The 21,355-nt window shown below is 72.4% G+C and carries 19 protein-coding genes; 10 read left to right on the top strand and 9 right to left on the bottom strand.

Going from position 1 to position 21,355, the window contains the following annotated elements:
• The first annotated feature begins 197 nt into the window (after positions 1 to 197).
• Positions 198 to 1,646 carry an MFS transporter gene (locus tag ACWD02_RS16625; RefSeq protein WP_451210443.1) on the top strand — a complete coding sequence of 483 codons (1,449 nt, stop codon included), beginning with the start codon at positions 198 to 200 and terminating at the stop codon, positions 1,644 to 1,646.
• Here the strand turns inward: ACWD02_RS16625 and ACWD02_RS16620 are convergent.
• Positions 1,615 to 2,388 (bottom strand): MerR family transcriptional regulator, encoded by a 774-nt coding sequence (locus ACWD02_RS16620; protein WP_451210440.1) that lies wholly within the window; start codon positions 2,386 to 2,388, stop codon positions 1,615 to 1,617. The genes ACWD02_RS16625 and ACWD02_RS16620 overlap by 32 nt on opposite strands.
• Before the next feature lie 124 nt (positions 2,389 to 2,512).
• Here ACWD02_RS16620 and uvrA point away from each other — a divergent pair, with 124 nt between their 5' ends.
• Positions 2,513 to 5,080 (top strand): excinuclease ABC subunit UvrA, encoded by a 2,568-nt coding sequence (gene uvrA, locus ACWD02_RS16615; RefSeq protein ID WP_451210437.1) that lies wholly within the window; start codon positions 2,513 to 2,515, stop codon positions 5,078 to 5,080.
• On the opposite strand, the gene ACWD02_RS16610 is transcribed toward uvrA, so the two are convergent.
• Positions 5,051 to 6,376 carry an AMP-binding protein gene (locus tag ACWD02_RS16610; RefSeq protein WP_451210435.1) on the bottom strand — a complete coding sequence of 442 codons (1,326 nt, stop codon included), beginning with the start codon at positions 6,374 to 6,376 and terminating at the stop codon, positions 5,051 to 5,053. The two genes, uvrA and ACWD02_RS16610, sit on opposite strands and share 30 nt — an antisense overlap.
• Before the next feature lie 353 nt (positions 6,377 to 6,729).
• On the opposite strand from ACWD02_RS16610, the gene ACWD02_RS16605 reads away from it, so the two are divergent.
• From ACWD02_RS16605 to ACWD02_RS16590, 4 genes are all read left to right on the top strand, one after another.
• The gene (locus ACWD02_RS16605) at positions 6,730 to 8,004 is read left to right on the top strand and encodes a helix-turn-helix domain-containing protein (protein WP_451210432.1); all 1,275 of its coding nucleotides are present in this window, start codon (positions 6,730 to 6,732) and stop codon (positions 8,002 to 8,004) included.
• A gap of 135 nt (positions 8,005 to 8,139) precedes the next feature.
• A complete protein-coding gene (locus tag ACWD02_RS16600; RefSeq protein ID WP_451210430.1) occupies positions 8,140 to 8,727 on the top strand; it encodes a hypothetical protein in 588 nt (195 codons plus the stop codon).
• Between the two features lie 13 nt (positions 8,728 to 8,740).
• Entirely contained in the window at positions 8,741 to 9,181 is a 441-nt protein-coding gene (locus tag ACWD02_RS16595) for a hypothetical protein (RefSeq protein WP_451210428.1), read from the top strand.
• A 124-nt stretch (positions 9,182 to 9,305) separates the two neighbouring features.
• Complete coding sequence (locus ACWD02_RS16590) at positions 9,306 to 9,497, top strand: DUF5999 family protein (RefSeq protein WP_451210425.1); 192 nt, start codon at positions 9,306 to 9,308, stop codon at positions 9,495 to 9,497.
• Between the two features lie 12 nt (positions 9,498 to 9,509).
• Here the strand turns inward: ACWD02_RS16590 and ACWD02_RS16585 are convergent, their stop codons facing one another.
• The gene (locus tag ACWD02_RS16585; protein WP_451210422.1) at positions 9,510 to 10,121 is read right to left on the bottom strand and encodes a TetR/AcrR family transcriptional regulator; all 612 of its coding nucleotides are present in this window, start codon (positions 10,119 to 10,121) and stop codon (positions 9,510 to 9,512) included.
• A 100-nt stretch (positions 10,122 to 10,221) separates the two neighbouring features.
• On the opposite strand from ACWD02_RS16585, the gene ACWD02_RS16580 reads away from it, so the two are divergent.
• Positions 10,222 to 11,706 carry a cytochrome P450 gene (locus ACWD02_RS16580; protein WP_451210419.1) on the top strand — a complete coding sequence of 495 codons (1,485 nt, stop codon included), beginning with the start codon at positions 10,222 to 10,224 and terminating at the stop codon, positions 11,704 to 11,706.
• 89 nt (positions 11,707 to 11,795) lie between these two features.
• Entirely contained in the window at positions 11,796 to 12,065 is a 270-nt protein-coding gene (locus tag ACWD02_RS16575) for a hypothetical protein (RefSeq protein WP_451210417.1), read from the top strand.
• Here the strand turns inward: ACWD02_RS16575 and ACWD02_RS16570 are convergent.
• On the bottom strand, positions 12,040 to 12,321 hold the full coding sequence (locus ACWD02_RS16570; RefSeq protein ID WP_451210414.1) for a hypothetical protein: 282 nt from the start codon (positions 12,319 to 12,321) through the stop codon (positions 12,040 to 12,042). The genes ACWD02_RS16575 and ACWD02_RS16570 overlap by 26 nt on opposite strands.
• A 65-nt stretch (positions 12,322 to 12,386) precedes the next feature.
• On the bottom strand, positions 12,387 to 12,956 hold the full coding sequence (locus ACWD02_RS16565; RefSeq protein WP_451210803.1) for a TetR/AcrR family transcriptional regulator: 570 nt from the start codon (positions 12,954 to 12,956) through the stop codon (positions 12,387 to 12,389).
• Positions 12,957 to 13,170: 214 nt separating this feature from the next.
• Here ACWD02_RS16565 and ACWD02_RS16560 point away from each other — a divergent pair, with 214 nt between their 5' ends.
• Positions 13,171 to 14,634 carry a purine-cytosine permease family protein gene (locus ACWD02_RS16560; RefSeq protein WP_451210411.1) on the top strand — a complete coding sequence of 488 codons (1,464 nt, stop codon included), beginning with the start codon at positions 13,171 to 13,173 and terminating at the stop codon, positions 14,632 to 14,634.
• 62 nt (positions 14,635 to 14,696) lie between these two features.
• Positions 14,697 to 16,349: an amidohydrolase gene (locus ACWD02_RS16555; protein ID WP_451210408.1), complete on the top strand. Its 1,653-nt coding sequence runs from the start codon at positions 14,697 to 14,699 to the stop codon at positions 16,347 to 16,349.
• Here the strand turns inward: ACWD02_RS16555 and ACWD02_RS16550 are convergent.
• From ACWD02_RS16550 to ACWD02_RS16535, 4 genes are all read right to left on the bottom strand, one after another.
• Complete coding sequence (locus ACWD02_RS16550) at positions 16,346 to 17,548, bottom strand: glycosyltransferase (RefSeq protein ID WP_451210405.1); 1,203 nt, start codon at positions 17,546 to 17,548, stop codon at positions 16,346 to 16,348. The two genes, ACWD02_RS16555 and ACWD02_RS16550, sit on opposite strands and share 4 nt — an antisense overlap.
• Positions 17,545 to 18,333, bottom strand: a complete 789-nt coding sequence (locus ACWD02_RS16545) for a MerR family transcriptional regulator (protein ID WP_451210403.1) — start codon at positions 18,331 to 18,333, stop codon at positions 17,545 to 17,547. The genes ACWD02_RS16550 and ACWD02_RS16545 overlap by 4 nt, the downstream gene beginning before the upstream one ends.
• An 89-nt stretch (positions 18,334 to 18,422) precedes the next feature.
• Positions 18,423 to 20,321 (bottom strand): DUF2264 domain-containing protein, encoded by a 1,899-nt coding sequence (locus ACWD02_RS16540; protein WP_451210400.1) that lies wholly within the window; start codon positions 20,319 to 20,321, stop codon positions 18,423 to 18,425.
• Positions 20,318 to 21,298: a hydroxyacid dehydrogenase gene (locus ACWD02_RS16535; RefSeq protein ID WP_451210800.1), complete on the bottom strand. Its 981-nt coding sequence runs from the start codon at positions 21,296 to 21,298 to the stop codon at positions 20,318 to 20,320. Before ACWD02_RS16535 ends, ACWD02_RS16540 begins: the two co-directional genes overlap by 4 nt.
• Positions 21,299 to 21,355: the final 57 nt, after the last annotated feature.

Raw genomic sequence — 21,355 nt, 5'->3', positions numbered from 1 at the left:
CCGGGACGAGCGGTGCACCAGGTTCCGCCCGGATGTGACCCATGAGTAAGACGGGCTGCTGACAGATCGTCTGACAACCTCTGTCACTTCACTGACAAGGCGCCGCACCCGATTCGGCGTCGCGGGCAGCAGCGACGGCCGTCACGGGCCCGGAGAATCCCGCAGCGGAACGGCATCGCGACCGAGGGGAGCCGCACGTGGGCCGTGGCAGGCTGACCGCTCTGCTGGCGATGCTCGCCCTCGCGGGTTTCATCACGACGCTCGACAACACCGTCATCAATGTCGCGCTGCCCACCGTGCAGCGTGACCTCGGTCTGAGCGTCACTGACCTGGAGTGGGTGGCCACCAGCTACGTCCTGAGCTTCGGCTCGCTCCTGCCGGCCGGTGGCAGGCTCACGGATCTGCTCGGCCGCCGGGTGGTCCTCGCGGCGGGGATCGTCGTGTTCACCGTGGCCTCACTGGCGGCCGCCCTCGCGGACAGCGGCGGGACGCTCATCGCGGCGCGCACCGTGCAGGGTGTGGGCGCGGCGCTCGTCATCCCGGCCTCGCTCGCGGTGGTCGCCGCGGATCTGCCCGCCCGCAGGCGCGCCATGGCGGTCGGTCTGTGGACGGCGGCGCTCGCCGTCGCGCTCGCGCTCGGGCCGGTGGTGGGCGGCTTCGTCACCGAACGGTGGGACTGGAGCTGGGTGTTCCTGCTCAACGTCCCCTTCGGTGTCCTCGCCCTGCTGCTGGTGCCCGCCGTGCCCCGGACCGTCACGCGCGTGCGCCGCGGCCTGCTGCCGCTCCTCGACCTGCCGGGCGTCGCACTGTCCACGACCTCGCTCTTCCTCCTCACGTACGGCCTGGTCAAAGGCGGGGAGCACAGCTTCAGCACGCCGCCTGTGCCGCTCTGTCTGTGGCTTTCGGCGGCCACCGGGGTCGCGTTCCTCGTCGTCGAGTCGCGTACGTTCCTGCCCCTGGTGGATCTGCGTCTGCTGCGCAGCCGCTCGCTCAGCGGGGGCGCCGCCGCTCAGGTGCTGTGGGGCATCGGCGTCAACGGCGTGTTCTTCTTCACCGCGCTCTACCTCCAGCGTGTGCTCGGCTTCTCCCCCACCAAGGCGGGGCTCGCCTTCCTGCCGCTGGCGGGCGCGCTGCTCGTGACGACGCCGTTCGCCGAGCGCGCGGCGAAGGCGGTGGGGGCGCACTGGTCGATCGCCGGCGGACTCGTCCTGGTCGCGGGCGGCCTCGTGTGGGTCTCGGGGACGGGGCTGTACGCGCAGTACTGGGATCTGCAGCCGGGGCTGCTCCTGATCGGCGCGGGGTCCGCCCTGACGACTCCGCTGACAGTACGTTCCGTCGCCGATGTCCCCGCGACGCGCACCGGCATGGCTTCGGGCCTGGTGAGCGCGGCCCGTGAGATCTCCGGGGTCTTCGGGGTCGTCCTGGTCGGCGTGGTCCTGACCCGGACGGAACGCACGGCGCTGCAGGACGGCGCCGACCCGCGCAGCGCCTTCCTCGACGGCTATGACACCGGGCTTCAACTGGCGGCCCTCTGCGTCCTGTTGGGGGCCGTCGTCACCGCGGTCACCCTGCGGCGGCCCGCCCGCCACCGGCGGCCGGGGGCACCTTCCGGTGTCAAGCGGGGCCGCCGTCCGGTGCGTCGGTGAGGGGCTGACCGGCAGCCAGGTGCCGATGGTCGGTGACGTACTGATGCAGGAGGCCCGATGCCGCCAGCATGGCGGTGGAGCGCGTGGCGACGCCCGCGAGGCGTTGCGCGATGGCCGCCCGGAGTGCGTCGGGGCTGCCCGTCTCGCGCAATCCGTCCAGCACGGCGTGGATCTGCGGCAGGGGGTAATGGCCCTGTCGCAGGATGCTGACGATGCGGGCGTCGCGTACGTCGACGGGGCTGAACCAGCGGTAGTGGGTGACCGGTTCGCGCCGGGGTCTCAGCAGACCTGCCGACTCCCACACCCGCAGCGCGGAGGTGCGCACACCGAGGCGGGCGGCCACCTCGCCGATGCGCAGGTGCGGTGGCGTCGCGGACGGCGCGGGGTCCTGCGGCGTCTCCTTCGCGACGGCTTCCAACGCCTCACCCGCGGCCCGGAGGGAGAGGCGCTGTTGGTGCAGGTCGGCGTGAGCGGCGTCGACGAGGTCCAGCGCCCGTGGGAGGTCTCCCGCGTGGACGGCCCGCATGACCGCCTGGGCGGTGTCGAGGCCGTACCCGGGCACGAGCGCGCGGTAGGTGAGCAGGGCGTCGCGGTGGCGTGTGTCGAACCTGCGGTATCCGGTGGGGGTGCGTGGCGTGGGCGGGAGGATGCCCGCGTCGGCGTAGTTGCGGATCTGCTGGGTCGAGACACCGGCGGCACGCGCCAGATCGACGGGGCGCAGAGGCGTCTCCGCTCGACTCATGAAGGGTCCTTTCCAGACTTGCGCCGGCACCTCGGAGTTGAAGGTTATCCGAGCCGATGCACGGGTTTATGAGCCTCCCTCACGCAAAAGTCTCAAGAAGGACTTCAATGGAACACTTGAAGGCATGGATGCCAGCACTGCCCATGCCGATGCGATCCGCGTCAAGGGCGCACGCCTGCACAACCTCAAGAACGTCTCGCTCACGATCCCCAAGAACCAGCTCGTCGTGCTGACCGGTCTCTCCGGCTCCGGCAAGTCCACGCTCGCCTTCGACACCCTGCACCGGGAGGGCCAGCGGCAGTACCTGGAGTCGCTCGGCCTGGTCACCACCTTCACCGGCAAGCCCTCGGTCGACTCGATCACCGGTCTGTCTCCGTCGATCAGCGTCGACCAGCATCTGACCAACCGCAGCCCCCGGTCGACGGTCGGCACGGTCACCGAGGTCTTCACGTATCTGCGTCTGCTGTGGGCGCGCATCGGCCACCGCCCGTGCCCGGCGTGCGGTCAGGACGTCCCGCCCGCCTACCACGTGAGCGGTGACGAGCTCTGGGACGACGAACCGTCCGGGACGGAACCCGGCGCCGACGTCTCGCCCGACGGCGGTCCGCCCGCGCTCCCCTGCCCGCACTGCGGGGCGGCCGTGCCGGGCATGGTGATGGGCACGTTCTCCTTCAACAAACCCGCCGGTGCCTGTGCCACCTGCACCGGCATCGGCACCGTCTTCCAGGCCGATGTGCGCCGCCTGGTCGACGAGGACCTGAGTGTCGCCGGGGGCGCCGTGCTGGGCCGGCTGCCCGCGCTGACCGAGCGCAGCGTCACGATCCTGCGCGCCGCCGGTGAGCACTACGGCTTCACCTTCGACACCGCGACTCCGGTGCGTGAACTGACCGACATGCAAAGGGACCTGCTGATCCACGGTGTGGACAGCGATCGGTTCCGCCGCCATTTCCCGGACACCGCACCACCGGCGACGGTCGGCCGCGGCCGCTTCGAGGGCGTGGTCACGAACGTGCTGCGCCGGTACGCCGAGCGCATCGATGACGCCGCCTACCGCGAGAAGACGGAGAAGTTCCTCGTCAACGACGTCTGCCCGGACTGCGACGGCACCCGCCTGCGCCCGGAGAGCCGACGGGTCACGGTCGCCGGGCTGACCATCGTCGACGCCTCGCGCCTGCCGCTCGACGAGCTCGCCGGGTGGATCGCCGGTCTGCGCGATCACGTGACGGACAGCGAGGCCTGGCACGTCACCGAGCCGATCGTGGACGACCTGCAAGAACGCGTGCGCCGCCTCGTCGACGTCGGCGTCGGCTATCTGACCCTGGAGCGCGCCACACCCAGCCTCTCGGCGGGCGAGACCCAGCGCCTGCGCCTGTCCGCGCTGCTCGGCTCGGGCCTGACCGGAGTCCTGTACGTCCTGGACGAGCCGACCATCGGGCTGCATCCCGCGGACACCGCCCGCCTGGTCGACGTCCTGCGCCGCCTGCGGGACCTGGGCAACACGGTCCTGGTCATCGAGCACGACCTCGATGTGCTGCGCGCGGCCGACCACGTCGTCGACGTCGGGCCCGGCGCGGGCCGCGCCGGCGGGCACATCGTGGCCGCCGGTACGCCCGCCGAGGTGGCGGCAGCCACCGGTTCGGTCACCGGTGACCATCTCTCCGGGCGCCTGACGATGCCGCCTCCCGCGCTCAGGACGCCCGCGTCCGGTGCCGGGCTCGTCGTCCGCGGGGCGCGGGCGCACAACCTCAAGAACGTCACCGCGCGGTTCCCGCTCGGGCGGCTCGTCGCCGTGAGCGGCCCCTCGGGCTCGGGCAAGTCGTCGCTGGTGCTCGACATCCTGGGGCGTGCCGCACGGCAGCGATTCCACGGCGCGAGCGACACCCCCGGCGTCCACGACGGGATCGAGGGCTGGCAGCACGTCGACAAGGTCGTGACCATCGACCAGCAGGCGATCAGCCGGGTGCCGCGGTCGAACGCGGCGACGTACTCGGACGCGTTCACACCGATCCGCGAGGCGTTCGCGGGGAGCGACGGCTCCCGTCAACGGGGCCTCACCGCCGGGCACTTCTCCTTCAACGTCGCGGGAGGCCGCTGCGAGCGGTGCACGGGGGCGGGTGTGCTGACGGTGCAGATGCACTTCCTGCCCGACGTCGAGGTGCGCTGCCCCGCCTGCCACGGGCGTCGCTTCAAGCCCGACGTGCTCGCCGCGCGGTACGGCGGCCACGACATCGCTCAGGTCCTGGACATGACCGTCGACGAAGCACTCACGGTCTTCGAGGCCGTGCCGGGGGCGGCGACGCGGCTCCAGCGGCTGTCCGACGTCGGTCTCGGCTACCTCCGGCTCGGCCAGCCCGCGACCACCCTCTCCGGAGGTGAGGCCCAACGCGTCAAGCTCGCCAAGGAGTTGGGGCGACGCGCCACGGGCCGCACCCTCTACCTACTGGACGAGCCCACGACGGGCCTGCACGCCGCCGACACCGCACGTCTGCTCGGCGTCCTGCAACGCCTCGTCGACACGGGCAACACCGTCATCACCATCGAGCACAACCTGGACGTCATCCGCGCCGCCGACTGGGTCATCGACATGGGCCCGGACGGCGGTGAGGCGGGCGGCGAGATCGTGGCCGAGGGGGCACCGAAGGAGATCGCGCGGGCGAGCGGTTCACGGACGGGGCCATTCCTGGAGGTGTGACGCGGGGGCCGGGGCGTCCCAGAAGTCCCCGGCACCCGGGCCGCCGATGACGGTCACATAGCCGTCCGGGCCCAGCACCGCGATGTCGCCCGTACGCAGCCACCCGCCCGGCAACAGCCGCCGCGCACTCTCCGCCGGGTCGCCCCAGTAACCCGCGCATACCTGCGGCCCCCGGACCAGGAACTCACCGGCCTGCCCCGGGGGCAGCTCCGCGCCGGGGGCGCCCTCCTGGCCGATGCGGACCTCCGTACCGGGCAGGGGCAGGCCGGAGGTGCCGGGGCGGGCGTTGGCCCCGCGCGGGTTGGCGAGGACGGCGCCCGCGGCCTCCGGGATGCCGTAGCCCTCCACGAGTACCGCGTCGACCGAGCACCGGACGCGGTCGGCGGTCCCGGCGTCCAGCGTCCCGGTCAGCCAGGTCCGCACCGTGGCGAGGGCCTCCAACTCGTGGACCGGACGGCGGAGAAGACCTCGGCAGTCGGCGGGTTCGGCCGCCAGGAGGGTCACTTTCCGGCGGCGCGCCGTACGCAGGAGCGCCTCTGGGCCGGGATCCGGCAGGAGGACGGTACGCGCCCCGGTGAGCAGCGGGGCGATCAGGCCGAACAGCAGTCCGTGCGGACGCCAGAGAGGCGTGACGGCCAGGGCGGTCTCCCGTCCGTCGCGCAACTGCGGGAGCCACACCACCAGCTGGTGGCCGGCGGCGACGAGGTTGGCGTGCGTGAGCATCGCCGCGGGCCCGCCGGCGGCGACGTAGGCGAGGACGGCGAGATCGCCGGGCCGCGGCCCCCCACCCCCCGCCTGCGGCCGGGACGGCTTGCGTACGCGGCCCCGCCCCGGCCACTCCCCGTCGATCGGGACGGTGATGACATCCCGTACGAACGTGTCGCCGCGGGCGGCGTCGAGCCGCTCCCCCGCCGTCGCGCCGGCGACGACCAGCACCGCTCCCGAGTCGCCCAGTTGATGCCTGAGCACCTCCCGGGACGCCGCCGGGTCGATCGCCACCACGACCGCCCCGAGCCGCAGCACCGCATGCCACGCCACGGCGAACCACGGGCAGTTGGGCAGCACCAGCGCCACCCGGTCGCCGTGCCGGACGCCCAGCGCCCGCAGCGTGTCGGCACATTCACCCACGGCACGGTGCAGCCCCCGCAAGCCGGACCGGCCGCCGTGGCGCCGGGCCGCGGCGTCGAGCAGCTCGGGCAGCGTGACATCGGGGACCCGCAGGCGGTGCGGTACCCCGGCGGCGTAGAAGCGCAGCCACGGCTGTGCGTCCTGGGCCGTCACCTGTGGCTCGGTCATGCCCTGATCGTCGCGCAGGAGGGCGTGCCGCCACTTGTCCCCGGCGCACAGTTCCGGTCCGGCGGCCTGTGGCTCCGCTGACTATCTGCGCCCGAAGGGTCTATCCGGGCGAGCACCTGACAACCGGCCAACTGGCGGAGGACGACACGGTCAAGTGGCTCGGTGACCGGTTCGCGGGCCGGGCGGAGTCCGGCAACTGCCCGCCTAAGTGAGCTAGTTCGCACGCGCTGCCTCTTGTCACGGGGGTGACAGGGGGCAGCATCATGTGTGTCCGTCCTCGACGGACCGCCACGGACCCGCGGCGGTTTCTTCACCAGACCTTTGTCCCCCGCGCGCAGAGGGAGCACCCCACGGTGAACGGTTCGACGCTGCCCGCCGGCATACCCCAGGCCGGCGCCCCCGCATCCGCGGGCACCCCGGCGGAGGAGTCGTACGCCGCGTTCAGGGCCTTCCCCTCGGGGCTCCACGACCACGTGCGGCCGTTCCTCGACGACATCACGTCGGAGGTGGTGCGGGCCATACGCACGGAGATACCGGAGTACGCACGCCCGACGGACGACACGTACATGCACGTCGTGAACCGGGGCGTGGAGCAGGCCCTTGAGGGGTTCCTCGCCCGGATGGCCCACCCGGACACCGACTGGGTCTCGGTGAAGGCCACCTATCAGAACATCGGCAGGGGCGAGGCGGACGAGGGCCGCAGTCTCGACTCCTTCCAGTCCGCGCTGCGCCTCGGCGCGCGCGTCACCTGGCGCCGGGTCAACGCCCTGGTCGACGCCGACCTGCTGCCGCGGCACGTGCTCGCCGCCTTCGGCGAGGCCCTCTTCCTGCACCTGGACGAGATGGCCGCGGCGACGACCGCGGGCTACACGGAGGCCAGGCTGCACGCCGCGGGGGAACTGCAGCAGCGCCGGGCCCGCCTCATCGACCTGCTGACCGCGGATCCTCCCGCGTCGGCGGAAGCCATCGCCGATCTCGCGCAGGCCGCCCAGTGGCCCATTCCGCGCGAGGTGGCGGTGGTGGTCATCGACCACACCCTGGCCCCGGAGACCGTCAGCCCCATCGTGCCCCCGGAGTTCCTCGCGCGCTTCTCCGAGCAGCCCGGCCGCATCGTGGTGCCCGATCCGGAAGGGCCGGGGCGGGCCCGTTCGATAGCCGCCGCGCTACAGGGCCTGCGTGCGGTGATCGGTCCCACGGTCGCGCTGCACGAGGGAGCGCGCTCGCTGCGCTGGGCGCTGGGTGCCCTCGACCTCTCGCGGCGCGGCATCCTGCCCCGCGCGGGCCTGCTGCACTGCGCCGACCACCTGGCGACGCTGCTGCTCTTCCACGACGAGGCGCTGATCGACGCGCTCGCGCAGCGGCATCTGCGGCCCCTGGAGGAGGTGCGCTCACCGCAGCGCGAGCGCCTCGCCGAGACCCTGCTGTGCTGGCTGCGGTGCGGGCACAACGCGAGCGAGGTCGCCACCCGCCTCGCCGTGCACCCGCAGACGGTCCGGTACCGCCTGCGGCAGCTGGACGAGGTGTTCGGCGACCGGCTGCATGATCCGGCCGCCCAGTTCGAGATGCAGCTGGCACTGCACGCGTTGAGCCTGCGGCCGGCCACAGGCGAGGGGAGCGCGGCGCGCTGAACCGGCGCGTGCCCCGCCCGGCGCGAGTGCCACCTCGTACGTCACCCGGACGCGCCGCGAGGGAGCCCACTCGCAGCCGTTATCGCACCGTAATGTCCCCTTCGCCCCAACTCCCAGGCGAAGGAGCGTTCTTACGTGCGCGCCCACCCCATGGCCGTACCCGTCCCCCCGCGTTTCCTCCCCCGCCTCGTCGTCCTCTTCCTCCTCCCCCTCCTCACCACCCTCAGCGGCACCCTGCTCGCCCCGGCCCACGCCCACGCGGACGCCCTGGTGCGGTACGCCCCCTACGCCACCAGCGTGCAGGCCCCGCACACCGCGCCCGAGGAGCCGTGCACCAGCAAGGACCCGGCGGTCTGCCTGATCCGGCAGATGAGCCCGGAGGAGCGGGAGCGGGCACGTGAGGTGCGGCTGCGCTACCACCAGCTCCTGGACACCATGGAGCGCGTGGCGGACCGTATGCACGAGGAAGGCCGCTCCGACGAGGAGATCGCACGCGTCCTCGTCGACATGCGCAACGAGGCCAAGGACATCACCCGCGCCGGGATGACCCCCGAGGCGGTGGAGGCACTGGAGCAGCGGAACATGAAGAAGTACGGCAATCCCCTGGGCCCGACCGCCGGCCAGCAGTTCGCCAAGTACGGCAGCTGGGCCGCGGTCATCGGGGCGGCGACCCGCACCAGCGCCGCCGTCGACCGGGAACTCGGCATTCCGCCGCGCTCGTGAGCACCTGACGTCCATGCTGCTCAAGGACTACGACCACCACGGCAGGACGTGGGCCCTCGATCCCCGCACGGGGCTCCTGTCCCCCGCGTCCGGCCGCTGTCACGGCTTCGTGCACGCGGGCGGGGCAGGGACGGCGGCGCTGTACGCGGACCCCTTTGACGAGGCGGCGACCCTCTGGCTCCAGTTCGGCCGGCGCCGCTGGGACTGCGACGCGGTGACCGTCCGGCAGTCCACGGGCCCGGACGCCGGACGCCGCTTCACGGTCGAGGACACGCGGGGCACGGCCCTCGACCTCCGCTACCCCGCACCGGACCCCGGCCCCTTCGACCCGGCCCACGACTGGATGGACGCGGAGGCGGACGATTTCTTCCTCTGGGCCGCGGGCCGCCTGACGGACACGTCGGCACGTACCACACTCCTGACGCACTTCCGGGCAGGTTTCATCCCCACCTGAGCACACAAGTAGCGTCTCCGAGCGATGAGTTGAGGCACCTCACGGAGTCTTGACCCATAGCAGGAAAGACCGAGAAGAGACCGGGCCGCGCACAAGGTTCGCGACCCCCACCCGGAGGTACACCATGTGCGCCCACCAGCCCCAGTGCCCGTCCGCCGACAGCCCCGACCACCTCGCGGCCAGGATCCTCTCCGCCCACCCCGAACAGGGCTGGAGCCTGCTGTGCAACGGCACGATCGTCTTCGACGACACCGGTGAACTGCTCCCCGACGGACGCTTGGTGGCCGCTGCGAGGCCCCTGGCGACGGCGGCCTGACCCCAATCACCCTCAGGGCGCGATCGCACCCAGCAGCGCCCTCGCGCACAGGTCCCGTACCTGTGCGCGAGGCAGCAGTTCCGGCTCCTCCAGCCACTCCAGGCAGACCGTGACCATGAAGGAGAGCCAGCCGCGTACGGCCAGGCGCAGGGTGGGCAGGTCGTGCGGGGTGGACGCCGTCTCGGGGTCCGCGGCGAGGGCCTGGAGGATCTGGTCCTCGTGGGCCGCCAGACCTTCGCGGTAGATCCTGCGGACCGTGGCGTCACCCGTCTCCTCCGCCCGGTGGAAGGCACGGAAGCCTTCGGCGTGCGACTCGACGTACGCGAGGAAGGTGTCGAGGCCCGTACCGATCTGATCGCGGACGGGCACTCCGGGCACGGCCGCGGTCAGGCGCAGCATGCGCCTGCTCTCGCGCTGCACCACGGCGGCGAAGAAATCGCTCTTGGTGGGGAAATAGTGGTACAGCAGGCCACGTGACACACCGGCGATCTCCGCCACCCGCTCGACCCAGACGTCGTCGTACGGATTCTGGGCGAAGAGCCGCGCCCCTGCCGAGAGGAGCTGCTCCCTGCGCTCCTCGGAGCTGAGTCTGCGGCGCGTGCGCTCCTGCGGGTTCGCGGCCATGGGAGCACCTTACTTGACGTGGATTCAACAGCGGCACCAGACTGATGACCCTTATTGAATCCGCGTACAACAGGCTCAACGGGTCTGCGGCTCAAGGGAGATGGCACACATGGCGCAGATGTCGCAGACATCGCAGGCGGGGAAGGGTGCCGGAACTCCCCCCAAGGGGTTCCGCAGCGCCGAGCTCGGATGGCCGCGGCTCGACCTCATACCGCATCCGCCGCGCCGCCTGCCCCTGGTCGGCGACGTCCTGGGTGCCCATGTCCGGACGCCGGTGCAGGATTCGATGCGCATCGGCAGCGGCCTCGGGCCCATCTTCCGCCGCAAGGCGTTCGGCAAGGAGATCGTCTTCGTCTGGGGCGCCGGGCTCGCGGCCGAACTGGCCGACGAGTCGAGGTTCGCCAAACATGTGGGCCTCGGCGTCGCCAATCTGCGGCCGGTGGCCGGTGACGGCCTGTTCACGGCGTACAACCACGAGCCCAACTGGCAGCTGGCGCACGACATACTCGCGCCGGGCTTCAGCCGCGACGCGATGGCCGGCTACCACCCGCTGATGCTGGACGTCGCCCGGCAGCTGACCGCCCGCTGGGACGCGCGCGAGGAGTCCGGCAGGTCGGTGGACGTGCCCGGCGACATGACCAAGCTGACCCTGGAGACGATCTCGCGCACCGGCTTCGGGCACGACTTCGGTTCCTTCGAGCGGTCCCGGCCGCACCCCTTCGTGTCGGCGATGGTCGGCACTCTTTCCCACGCCCAGCGCCGCAACGTCGTGCCGCCCGCGCTCGCCCCGCTGCTGCTGCGCGGCGCCACCCGGCGCAACGCCGCCGACATGGCCTACCTCAACCGCACCGTCGACGACGTGGTCGCGGCCCGCCGCGCCGCTTCGGGCCCCGGCGACGGCGACCTGCTCGACCGGATGCTGGAGGTCGCGCACCCCGAGACCGGTGAGCGGCTCTCCGCCGAGAACATCCGCCGCCAGGTCATCACCTTCCTCGTCGCGGGGCACGAGACGACATCGGGCGCGCTGTCGTTCGCCCTGCACTACCTCTCGCGCTCACCCCAAGTCCTGGCCCGCGCCCAGGCCGAGGTCGACGAGGTCTGGGGTGACGCGGAGGAGCCCGCGTACGAGCAGGTCGCCAAGCTCCGCTACCTGCGGCGCGTCCTCGACGAGTCGCTGCGGCTGTGGCCGACCGCGCCGGGCTTCTCGCGCCAGGCCCTCCAGGACACGACGCTCGGCGGAGTGCACCCGATGCGCGAGGGGGCATGGGCGCTCGTCCTCGCCACACTGCTGCACCGTGACCCGGCGGCGTGGGGCGAGCGGCCCGAGGAGTTCGACCCCGACCGGTTCGCCCCTTCGGCGGTACGGGCACGGCCCGCCCACGTCTTCAAACCGTTCGGCACGGGCGCGCGGGCCTGCATCGGCCGTCAGTTCGCGCTGCACGAGGCAACGTTGGTGCTCGGCCTTCTCCTGCGCCGCTACGACCTGCACGCCGACCCCGCCTACCGCCTGCGGGTCGTCGAGCGCCTCACGCTCATGCCGGAGGGCCTCACGCTGCGGCTCACCCGCCGCGCCGCGACCGCCTAGAGCCCGATTGTCAGACCCGTGCGCAAGAGTGGAGGGTCCACCGGTGCGAGCCATCGGCCCTTGTGACCCCGCGCAGAGGAGCTCTCGACATGACCAGCACGCCGACCCCGGAACTGGCCGCCGCCCAGGCCTGCTTGCGGCTGCTGCACACCGCACGGGCCGCCTTGTCCGGCCCCTCACCGGCAGCGGCGGCCTCGCTGCTCGCCGGGCCCATGGCGGAGGCGGACGAGGCGCTGCGCCGAGCGGGCCTGACGGGCAACGAGGCCGAGCTCCTGAACAGGATCTACGACTTGGAGCCCGACCGCCCCGCTCCCCTGGCTCGCCCCGCTTCGGCTAGTTCGGCTTCATCGATTCCCTAGGCTCCCCGGGCTCCGTCGATTCCTTCGGTTTCCAGGTGAACTTGTCGCCGCCCACCCAGCGCACCTGATCCGGGTCGTCCACGTCGTGCACGACGTGACCCGCCTGAGCGGCCACCTCCAGGACGTCGACAAGTTCCCTGGCCTCACCGACCACCTCGCCGTCGAGCTCGACGATGCGAAAAGGCGGCCGGCCGGGGTTGACGCCAAGGACCGTGATCCGAGGGTTCGCCATGTAGAGGTATGCGCTTTCGGTCATGTGGGGAGGCTTCCACGCTCCGGCTCCCTCATGACCATCACGCCCTGCGCGTTCGGCCGCTCGGGCTACGGACCGCTCGCCTCGGGGCGCCCCACGAGCCGCTCGGCCGCCGAGCGCGCCGAGGCGAGGGCCACCCTGCGGTCCGCGCCGCGTTGCCCGAGGACGACACGGGTGCTCAGGCCGTCGAGAAGGGCGAGCAGTTCACCTGCCCGCCCGGCGGCGTCGTCCACCGCGAAGGCGTCCTTGGCCGCGGCCTGGGTGAGCAGGGTCTCCAGATCCGCCTGCCAGCCGCGGTCCAGGTCGTCCTGGGCCGTGCGCAGCGGTTCGTTCGCCCCGGCGCGCGCCCACAGCTCGATCCACAGCATCCAACGGGGGTCACGCGGCCCCTTGGGCAGATACATCCGCAGGAACCGGTCGAGCTTGCGGGCGGGGGCCGCACGGCCCGCGAGCAGCACCCGGCGCTCCTCGCTCAGCGCGGCCTCGCTCCACGTCAGCGCCTCGAGGAGCAGGCGGTCCTTGCTGCCGAAGTAGTACAGGATGTGGCCGCCGCTGGTGCCCAGACGCTCGGCGAGCGCGGACATGGTGAGCGCGGCGAGGCCGTCCTCGGCGATCGCCGTCATCGCCTCCTCCAGCATCCGGTCCCGGGCGATCTGCCCGTCCCGCCGTCGTGCCACGCCTGCTCCCGTTCCGGTCCCCGCGTCCTGCTCCACCCGCCGACCCTATCCCCGCCGCCCGCGGCCGATTTCCCGCAGGGTCTTGACGGCTCCGTGCACCGTGGCGCATTTTGAATGCCGTTCTAGGTCTTAGAACGGCATTCAAAGTCTGGGTGCCGGAGAGTGAGGTGCCCGCATGACGCAAGAGGCCCCGGTTTCCCCCGGAACGAGCACCGGGACAACCACCGGAACGACCCCCACCGGGATCGGCACCGGCGTCACCAGCGACGAGGTGTTCCGGGTCGAGACCCACGGCATCGACCCGATCCCGGACGAGGACAGACACGGCAGCGCCAAGGACCTCTTCTGGCTCTGGTTCGGCTCCAACCTGACCTTCACCTACGTCATCAACGGCACCCTCGCCGTCAGCTTCGGCCTCAGCTTCTGGCAGGCCACCGCCGTGGTCGTGATCGGCGGGCTCTCCTTCTTCGCCATCAGCGCGGCCGGACTCAGCGGCATCCGCACCGGCACCGCGACCCTCGTCATCTCCCGCGCCGCCTTCGGCGTCCTCGGGAACCTTCCCGCCGGGCTGCTCAACTGGGTGGTCTCCATCGGCTACACCATCGTGAACACCGTGGTCGGCACGCTGGCACTCGAAGCCCTCTTCGCCGACCTCGGCTGGGCAGGCGGTGACGCGGCGCGGGCGCTCGCCCTCGCGGTGACCCTGACGATGACCTTCGCCGTGGCCATGTGGGGTCATGCCACCGTGCAGCTCACCGAGCGCTGGATGGCGTACGTCCTGGCGGCCGGCTTCGGGGTGCTGCTCGTGTTCGTGCTGCCCGACGCCGAGTTCGGTGCCGCGGCGGGCGGTGGCGCGGGCTTCTCCGGCTGGACGCTCGCGTTCGTGGTGATGCTCGCGGGGCCGTTCTCGTATCTGCCGATGCCCGCCGACTACACCCGCTACCTGCCCCGGGACACCTCACTGCGGTCGATCACCGTCGCCGGCGCGCTCGGCGGTCTGGTCTCCTCCGTGGCGCTCGGTGTCGCGGGCGCCGCGGCCGCCACGCAGGCGGACATGACGGACGCGGTCGCGGGGGTGGAGAGGCTGCTTCCGGGCTGGTTCCAGCCGGTCTTCCTGCTGCTCGTCCTCGGCGGCTCGGTCACCAACTCGATCCTCACGCTCTACTCCTCCAGCCTCAACCTGCAGGTCCTCGGCATCCCGTGGAGCCGCGCCAAGGCCATCGTCATCAGCGTCGTCGTGACGGGGCTCGGCTCGCTCGGCGCGCTGTTCCTCACCGACTTCACCGAGTCGCTGCTCAGCTTCCTCTCGCTCCTGATCATCGTGTTCGCACCCTGGGGCGGAGTGTTCCTCGCCGACATGCTGCTGCGGCGCTGCCGGTACGACACCGGGGCCCTGCACACCACCGGCCGCGAGGGCACCTACTGGTACCGGGCCGGATTCCACCCCGCCGGGATGGCCGCCCTGGTCGCCGGCATGGCCTTCGCCGCGCTGACCTGCGACTCGGAACTGTGGACAGGGCCGCTGGTCGCGCCGCTCGGCGGCGGTGACCTCACCCTGCTCGGCTCGGCCGTCGCCGGGCTCACGTACTGGGCACTGGCCGGCCGCAGCGTCCCCGCGTCCCTGCCGGTCTCGGCCTGAAGCGCCCTCGACCCCTCCCGTACAACCCGAACCAACCGTTCCGCACCAGGAGTTCACCCCTCATGACCAGCACCACCCCAAGGCCCGCGGATCTCGTCCTGCGCAACGCCCGCATCCACACCGTCGACCCCGACCTCCCCTCGGCCGAGGCTCTCGCCGTTGTTGACGGGCGCATCGCCTGGCTCGGACCCGACGCGGAGGCGGACGCCTGGACCGGCGCGGGCACACGGGTCGTCGACGGCGCCGGGCGCCTGGTCCTGCCCGGTTTCATCGACGCCCACAACCATGTGCGCCTCGGCTCCGACGACGCCTGCGTACAGCTCGCCGGTGCCCGCACCCTCGACGAGATCCACGACCGCATCCGCGCCTGGCGCACCGAGAATCCTGACGCCGAGTGGATCGAGGCCGAGGCGTTCGACTATTCCGCCATCCCCGGCGGCCGCATGCCGGGCGCCGCCGATCTCGACCCCGTGACCGGCGACACCCCGGCCTTCGTCCTGAGCTACGACGTCCACACCGCCTGGCTCAACACGGCCGCTCTGCGCCGGCTGGGCGTCGACCGTCACCGTACGTCGCTGCCGTTCGGCCGCGCCGAGACCGACCCGCGGACGGGCGAACCCACCGGTTTCGTCAAGGACTTCGCGATCAGGGGCCTCTCCCGCGACGGGCACCGGGCGCTGCGCGAGCTCGGCCTGCCGTGGGCCTCGCCCGACCGGCAGTACGGGCGCCTGGCCAAGAGCCTGGACGACGCGATCGGCTACGGCATCACCACGGTCGTCGAGCCGCAGAACTCCCTGGACGACCTGGAGCTGTTCACCCGCGCCCGCACGGAGGGGCGGCTGCGCTCACGCGTCGTCGCGGCGCTCTTCCATCCGCGCGGCACGTCCGACGCGGATCTCGACGACTTCGCGGACGCCGCACGCCGGTTCACGGACGACCGGCTGCGGGTCGGCCCGCTCAAGCTCTACATCGACGACGTCGTCGAGCCGCGCACGGCCGCGCTCCTTGAGCCCTACTCCGGGTGCGGCAAGCACCGGGGCGACACGTTCTACCCCGCGGACGAGTTCGCCGAGCTGCTCGCGAAGCTGGACGCCCGCGGCTTCCAGTGCTTCGTGCACGCCACCGGTGACCGCGGCATCCGCACGGTCCTCGACGCCGTCGAGCACGCCCGCTCCCTCAACGGTCCGCGCGACGCCCGCCACCAGGTCGTGCACGTCGAGTGCCTCGACCCCGCCGACACCCCGCGCTTCGCCGAACTCGGCGTCGTGGCCTGCATGCAGCCGCGCCACTGCGCCCCCGAGATCGCGGGGCCCGGCCAGGACTGGGCCGAGAACATCGGCGCCGACCGGTGGCACAAGGCCTGGCCGATGCGGAGCCTGCACGAGGCGGGGGCGGTCCTCGCGCTCTCCAGCGACTGGAACGTCGCCGAGATGGACCCCATGGCGGGCATCTACACCGCGCTCACCCGACGCCCCCTCGGCGGTGGTGAGGCCTGGCAGCCGGACGAGACCCTCGACGTGCAGACCGCCGTGCACGGCTACACGATGGGTTCCGCGTACGCCAACTTCCTCGAGCAGGAGCGGGGTTCGCTGACGGTGGGCAAGCTGGCGGACTTCGTCGTCCTGTCCCGGGACATACTCCGCGTCCGTCCCGAGGACATTCCCGGGACGAAGGCCGAGGTCGTGGTGGTGGGCGGGGAGGTGATGCGGGCCTAGCCGAGCGCCTCGACGGCCTTGAGGACCTGCCCGGCGCCGTCCTCCGCCCCCATCCGGCGGGCAACGGCACCGGCGGCTTCCTTGTACGTGGGCTCACCCACCGCACGCCCGATCCGCTCGGCGAGGCGCTCCACCGTCAGTTCCTTGAACGGGACCGGCGCGGTGCCCGCGCCGAGACCGGCGAGCCGCGCCGCCCAGAAGGGCTGGTCCGCCATGACGGGCACGGGGATCGAGGGCACCCCGGCCCGCAGCCCCGCCGCCGTGGTGCCGGCGCCCGCGTGATGGACCACGGCAGCCATCCGCGGGAACAGGGACGCGTGCGGCACCTCGCCGACGGTCAGGATGTCGTCGCCGTGCGCCATCAGCCCCGCCCGCCCCTCCTGAAGGACGCCGCGCAGCCCGGCCCGGCGCAGCGCGGAGACCGCCAGCTCGCCGAGCCACGCGCCGTCATCCGCGGCCATGCTCCCGAACCCGATGAACACGGGCGGCGGCCCGGCCCGCAGGAAGTGCTCGAAGAGGGCGGGCAGCGGGATACCCGGGTCATGGTGCGGCCACCAGTTGCCGACGACGTCGAGACCGTCGCGCCAATCCGCGGGCCGGGACACCACGGCGGTGCTGAAACCGTGCAGGACCGGCCACCGGGCCTCTTCCTGGCGCCGCCGGACGGCACCCGGTGTGGCGCGCGGCAGCGAGAGGCGCACCCGCAGGTCCGCGACCGCTTCGGCGTAGACACGGTCGGCCATCCGCAAGGAGAAACGGCCTAGCGCCCGGTTGCCGAAACCGCCGAGCGACCTGCCACCACCCATCACGGGCGCGAACTCCCTTGTGGGGTACGTGGGTTGCAGGTAGACACCGATGGACGGAAGGTCCATGGCCTCGGCCAGCTGCCAGCCCAGGGGCGCCGTGGTCGTCGAGAGCAGCAGCACGTCGGCGCCCGGCTCCGCAGCCTCGACGAGCCCGGCCCCCAGCTTCCGCACGAACGCGGCGGCGGTGCGCATCAGCTGCCGATGTCCACCACCGCCGGCGCCTGTATCGGCGGGCAGCGGACGAAAGTCGAGCCCGGCCCCCCGCACGAGCGGCGCGAAGGACTCCTGCGTGGCAAGGGCAACGACGTGCCCGGCCTCCCGCAACCGGGCACCGAGGCCGGTGTACGGGGCGACATCCCCGTACGACCCGGCAGCTGCCATCAGGATCCTCATCGGTCTCCCCCCTCGCTCGCACTCTGTTCCGCGTTGGCCCGCACCGCCGCGTGCAGGTACGCGGCGAGGCCCGGCCGCTGCTCGGAAGCCGGGACGACGAGGGCGAAGGCGCGGGGGTCATCGGCGAAGTCGGCGGCGACCCGCAGGTGCATGGCAGGCGGGCAGGGCGTGAACCAGCGGACGAGGTGCTGGCGGTGTTCCTCGGCCAAGGCCGTTGCGCGCTTCCCCTCGGCGGGCTCGCCCTCGTCGAACGCCTTGACGAGTGCGGTCCGCCAGGCCGCCGCCTCACCCGTGATCCGGGCCCAGTCCTCCTTGGAGTGCGAGGCGGCGCTGCTCATCGCCTCCTGGTGGCCGGGAGTGTTCTCCCACTTGAGGGCGGCCTCGGTGGCGTAGCTCAGGTCGAAGGTGATCTCGCCGAACACCTCGAACCGCTCCTGCGGGTTGAGCCGCACGCCGGTCTGCTGCACCTCCATGGCCCGCTCGGCGACCTCCACCAGACGGCTCAACTTGCCCATCTGCTCCACCAACGCCTTGTGCCGGGCCCGCAGCAGATCGAGCGCATCGGACTGTGGGTCCGCGAGGATCTGGGCGATCTCTCCCCGGGCGAAGCCGAGTTCGCGGTAGAAGAGAATCTGCTGCAGGCGGGCCAGGTCGGCCTCGCCGTACAGGCGGTACCCGCCCGGGCTGCGCTCGCTTGGCACGAGCAGCCCGGACCGGTCGTAGTGATGCAGCGTACGGACGGTGACACCCGCGAACCCGGAGACCTGCCCCACGGTGTAACTCATGGACCTCGCCTTTCGTCGCGTACAGCCTGCGGCCTGACGCAAGGTGAGGGTCAAGCCGGCCGGGTGCGACGATCAGCGGTGCCCGGCGATCAGCCGTGCTCCACGGACAGCGGCTCGAAGGCGATGCGGGTCGTGGAGCCGTCGTTCGTCCAGCGCACCTCGACCGTGTCATCCGTCGTGCTCACCAGCGTGGCCGCGTCCGTCAAGGGTGTGGGCTCCGGCTCCGCGGTGAGTGTGGCCAGTGCCGCGTAGACGGCCGTGCCCTCCGCTTCGGCCGTGAGGCGCGGCAGGCGGGCCCACCGGGTGAAGGCCGTGCCCTGGGGTGCGCGTCGTTCATCCTGGCCGGTCCAGCCGTGCAGGGGGTGGAGCGCCGAGAGCAGGGCCTCCTCAGGGCCTGTCGCCCAGCCCGTGTGGGTGAGGCGCGCGCCGTGCGGTGCGCCGACGACGCGGTGCACGCGCAGCTCGTGCCTCCCCTTGGCCACCGTGACGCTCTCTACGCGCAGCCCCGGCACCATGGGCGCGCCGCTCCCGAAGGCGGGGGTGTGCCGGGACGCCGCCCAGCCCCAGCCGTCGCCCTGTCCTGCGCCGAGCGGATGGATGCGGGTGCGGGCGCTGCGTACTCCCGCCACCTCCACCGCGACATGGTTGTCCGGGATGTTGCCACGCGCCGTGGGGCCGGTGCGCGTGGAGTACGCCTGGCGGGCGTAGAGCGGGTCCTCGTGGGCGGCGATCTCGGCCTCGTGCGGGCGCGCGTGGTCGCTGCCGTGGTTGTGCAGCCGCACGATCCCGTCGGCTCGGGTGCTCTGCACGAGCAGGCCCGGCGCGGGCAGCGCGTGGACGGTGTCGCGGCTCTCGCTGGGGGCCGGTTCCTCGGTGGCGGTCCACAGAGGATGGCCGGCCGGTGCCAGGAGGCCGACGAACGCCTTGGACGCCCAGTACGGTGAGGCGGGGCCGGAGTAGCTCTGGAGGCTCGCGTCGTGCGGGCCGTGCCAGCCGAGGCTGAGCAGTCCGTCGGCGCCGACGGAGCCGCGGTCCAGGAAGTAGCGCAGTGATCCGCTGAGGAGCCGGCGCGAGGTGCCGGGGCTCAAGGGCGTGTGGCCGGTGAGCGCGCCGAGGGCCACGGACGCGCCCGCGGCGAAGCGGTAGGTCAGGGACCGGCCGAAGTGGATGGGTGCGCCGTCGGCGCCGAAGAGGAGTCCGAAGCTCTCCAGGTGCTCGCGCAGGCGGGCGCCGTGCCGCTCCGACTCGATTACATCGGCCGCCAGTTGGGCGTCCAGGGTCGGGTAGAGGTGCAGGGCCCAGCCGTTGTAGTGGTCGAAGGCCCGGCCGTCGCCGTCGGCGTACCAGCCCTGGCCGCGATACCAGCTCTCCAGGAGCCCGAGCGCCCGCCTGCGCACCCTGGCCGTCTCCGCGTCGCCGCGGCCCACCGACTCCAGGAATCCGGCCACGGTGTAGGGGAAGAGGTACCAGTTGTTGGGCGCGGGGACATGACGTATCGCGCCGCGCAGCCACTGTTCCGTCCGGTCCTGTACGTCGGTGTCGAGCCGGTCCCACAGCCAGGGGCGGGTCAGCCGCAGGCCGAGGGCCACGGACGCGGACTCCACCATCGGCTGGCCCTGGACATGGTGGTCGAGGATCGCCGGCCACGACTCGGCGTCGTCGCGGCCGGGGGTGCGGGTGCCCGCCGCGAGTCCGTCCGCGTACCGGTCGAGCCAGCCGTGCGGGTCCTTGCCCTCGGCGCCCGCCACGCGGAACGCGGCAGCGAGGAAAGTGCGGGCGTAGCCTTCCAGGCCGTCCGATCGTACGCCGGACGCGGAGGGCCGTCCCGGCAGGTCGAGCAGGGCTCCGCGAGGGGTCGCCCACTTCCAGGCGGCGCCCAGGAGACCGTCGGCGGCCGCCTCCCAGTGCGCGCGGGTGTAGCCGGTGTGAGGGCTCAACTCCCGGTTGTCATCGGGTAGTTCGATGTGTCGCAGTCCGGGGGTGCTCATGCGAGGTAGGCCAGCCTTTCGCGTCGTACGGCATGGGCGAGACCGTCGCCCGCGGCCCACCGGCCGACCTCGGCCACGGCGAGATCGGCGAGGCGCTCCCACTCGTTGCCCTGGGAACCCGCGAGGTGCGGGGTGATCATGACGTTGTCGCACTCCCACAACGGGTGGTCGTGTGGCAGGACTTCGGGGTCCGTGACGTCCAGGACGGCGCGGACTCGGCCGGCCAGCGCGGCTTCGGTGAGGGCGGCCTGGTCCAGGACGGCGCCGCGGGCCGTGTTGATGAGCACCGCCTCGTGGCGCATCGCGGTGATCAGGTCACGGCCGACCAGGCCGCGGGTGGCGGGAAGCAGCGGGGTGTGCACGCTGACGACATCGCTGCTCGCGAACAACTCCCGGATGCCGACGGGCCGTACACCGAGCGCCAGGGCTTCCTCGTCGGTCACGTACGGGTCGTGCAGCAGCACCTGGAGGTCGTAGGGGCGGAGGAGTTCGATGACGCGGCGGCCGATCATCGAGGCGGAGAGTACGCCGACCGTACGGCGGTAGTTGCCCACGCCGCGCGACAGACCGAGCCATTCGTCGCGGCGCCGGGTGGCCTTGAACTCCCGCGCCCGCTCCATGACGCGCTTGCCGCTGAGCAGGATCATGGCGACGGTGTACTCGGCGACGGGCAGCGCGTTGGCCGCGGCCGCCGATGACACCTCGATGCCGCGCTCCCAGCACTCCGGTGTGATGTGGCCGCGTACCGACCCCGCGGTGTGGACGACGGCCCGCAGCCGGGGCGCCGCCGCGAGCGCGGCGGCGTCCAGCGGCGGGCAGCCCCAGCCGGTGACCAGGACCTCCACGTCTCGCAGCACGGCGCGTGCCCGTTCCGTCGTGAAGTCGTCCAGGACGGTGTCCGGCACCAGATCGCAGACGCGGCCGAGTGCCGCCAGGGCGTCGGGGCCGAGCACGGCCTTCGCCGCGTCCGGGGCCATGGCCAGCGCGGTACGCGGACGGTGGCTGCCGTTCTTCAACAGTTTCCCTTTCACATG

The organism is Streptomyces sp. NPDC002853, assembly GCF_053591915.1.
Note: the sequence above shows the minus strand (reverse complement) of the source record. Positions and strands in the feature narration are given on the sequence as shown.

What these genes read in the sequence shown, in the direction of transcription:
- ACWD02_RS16620 (WP_451210440.1), bottom strand. Translation starts at nt 2,388, where the DNA reads ATGAGTCGAGCGGAGACGCCTCTGCGCCCCGTCGATCTGGCGCGTGCC.
- uvrA (WP_451210437.1), top strand. Translation starts at nt 2,513, where the DNA reads ATGGATGCCAGCACTGCCCATGCCGATGCGATCCGCGTCAAGGGCGCA.
- ACWD02_RS16610 (WP_451210435.1), bottom strand. Translation starts at nt 6,376, where the DNA reads ATGACCGAGCCACAGGTGACGGCCCAGGACGCACAGCCGTGGCTGCGC.
- ACWD02_RS16595 (WP_451210428.1), top strand. Translation starts at nt 8,741, where the DNA reads ATGCTGCTCAAGGACTACGACCACCACGGCAGGACGTGGGCCCTCGAT.
- ACWD02_RS16590 (WP_451210425.1), top strand. Translation starts at nt 9,306, where the DNA reads ATGTGCGCCCACCAGCCCCAGTGCCCGTCCGCCGACAGCCCCGACCAC.
- ACWD02_RS16585 (WP_451210422.1), bottom strand. Translation starts at nt 10,121, where the DNA reads ATGGCCGCGAACCCGCAGGAGCGCACGCGCCGCAGACTCAGCTCCGAG.
- ACWD02_RS16580 (WP_451210419.1), top strand. Translation starts at nt 10,222, where the DNA reads ATGGCACACATGGCGCAGATGTCGCAGACATCGCAGGCGGGGAAGGGT.
- ACWD02_RS16575 (WP_451210417.1), top strand. Translation starts at nt 11,796, where the DNA reads ATGACCAGCACGCCGACCCCGGAACTGGCCGCCGCCCAGGCCTGCTTG.
- ACWD02_RS16570 (WP_451210414.1), bottom strand. Translation starts at nt 12,321, where the DNA reads ATGACCGAAAGCGCATACCTCTACATGGCGAACCCTCGGATCACGGTC.
- ACWD02_RS16565 (WP_451210803.1), bottom strand. Translation starts at nt 12,956, where the DNA reads ATGCTGGAGGAGGCGATGACGGCGATCGCCGAGGACGGCCTCGCCGCG.
- ACWD02_RS16560 (WP_451210411.1), top strand. Translation starts at nt 13,171, where the DNA reads ATGACGCAAGAGGCCCCGGTTTCCCCCGGAACGAGCACCGGGACAACC.
- ACWD02_RS16555 (WP_451210408.1), top strand. Translation starts at nt 14,697, where the DNA reads ATGACCAGCACCACCCCAAGGCCCGCGGATCTCGTCCTGCGCAACGCC.
- ACWD02_RS16550 (WP_451210405.1), bottom strand. Translation starts at nt 17,548, where the DNA reads ATGAGGATCCTGATGGCAGCTGCCGGGTCGTACGGGGATGTCGCCCCG.
- ACWD02_RS16545 (WP_451210403.1), bottom strand. Translation starts at nt 18,333, where the DNA reads ATGAGTTACACCGTGGGGCAGGTCTCCGGGTTCGCGGGTGTCACCGTC.
- ACWD02_RS16540 (WP_451210400.1), bottom strand. Translation starts at nt 20,321, where the DNA reads ATGAGCACCCCCGGACTGCGACACATCGAACTACCCGATGACAACCGG.
- ACWD02_RS16535 (WP_451210800.1), bottom strand. Translation starts at nt 21,298, where the DNA reads ATGGCCCCGGACGCGGCGAAGGCCGTGCTCGGCCCCGACGCCCTGGCG.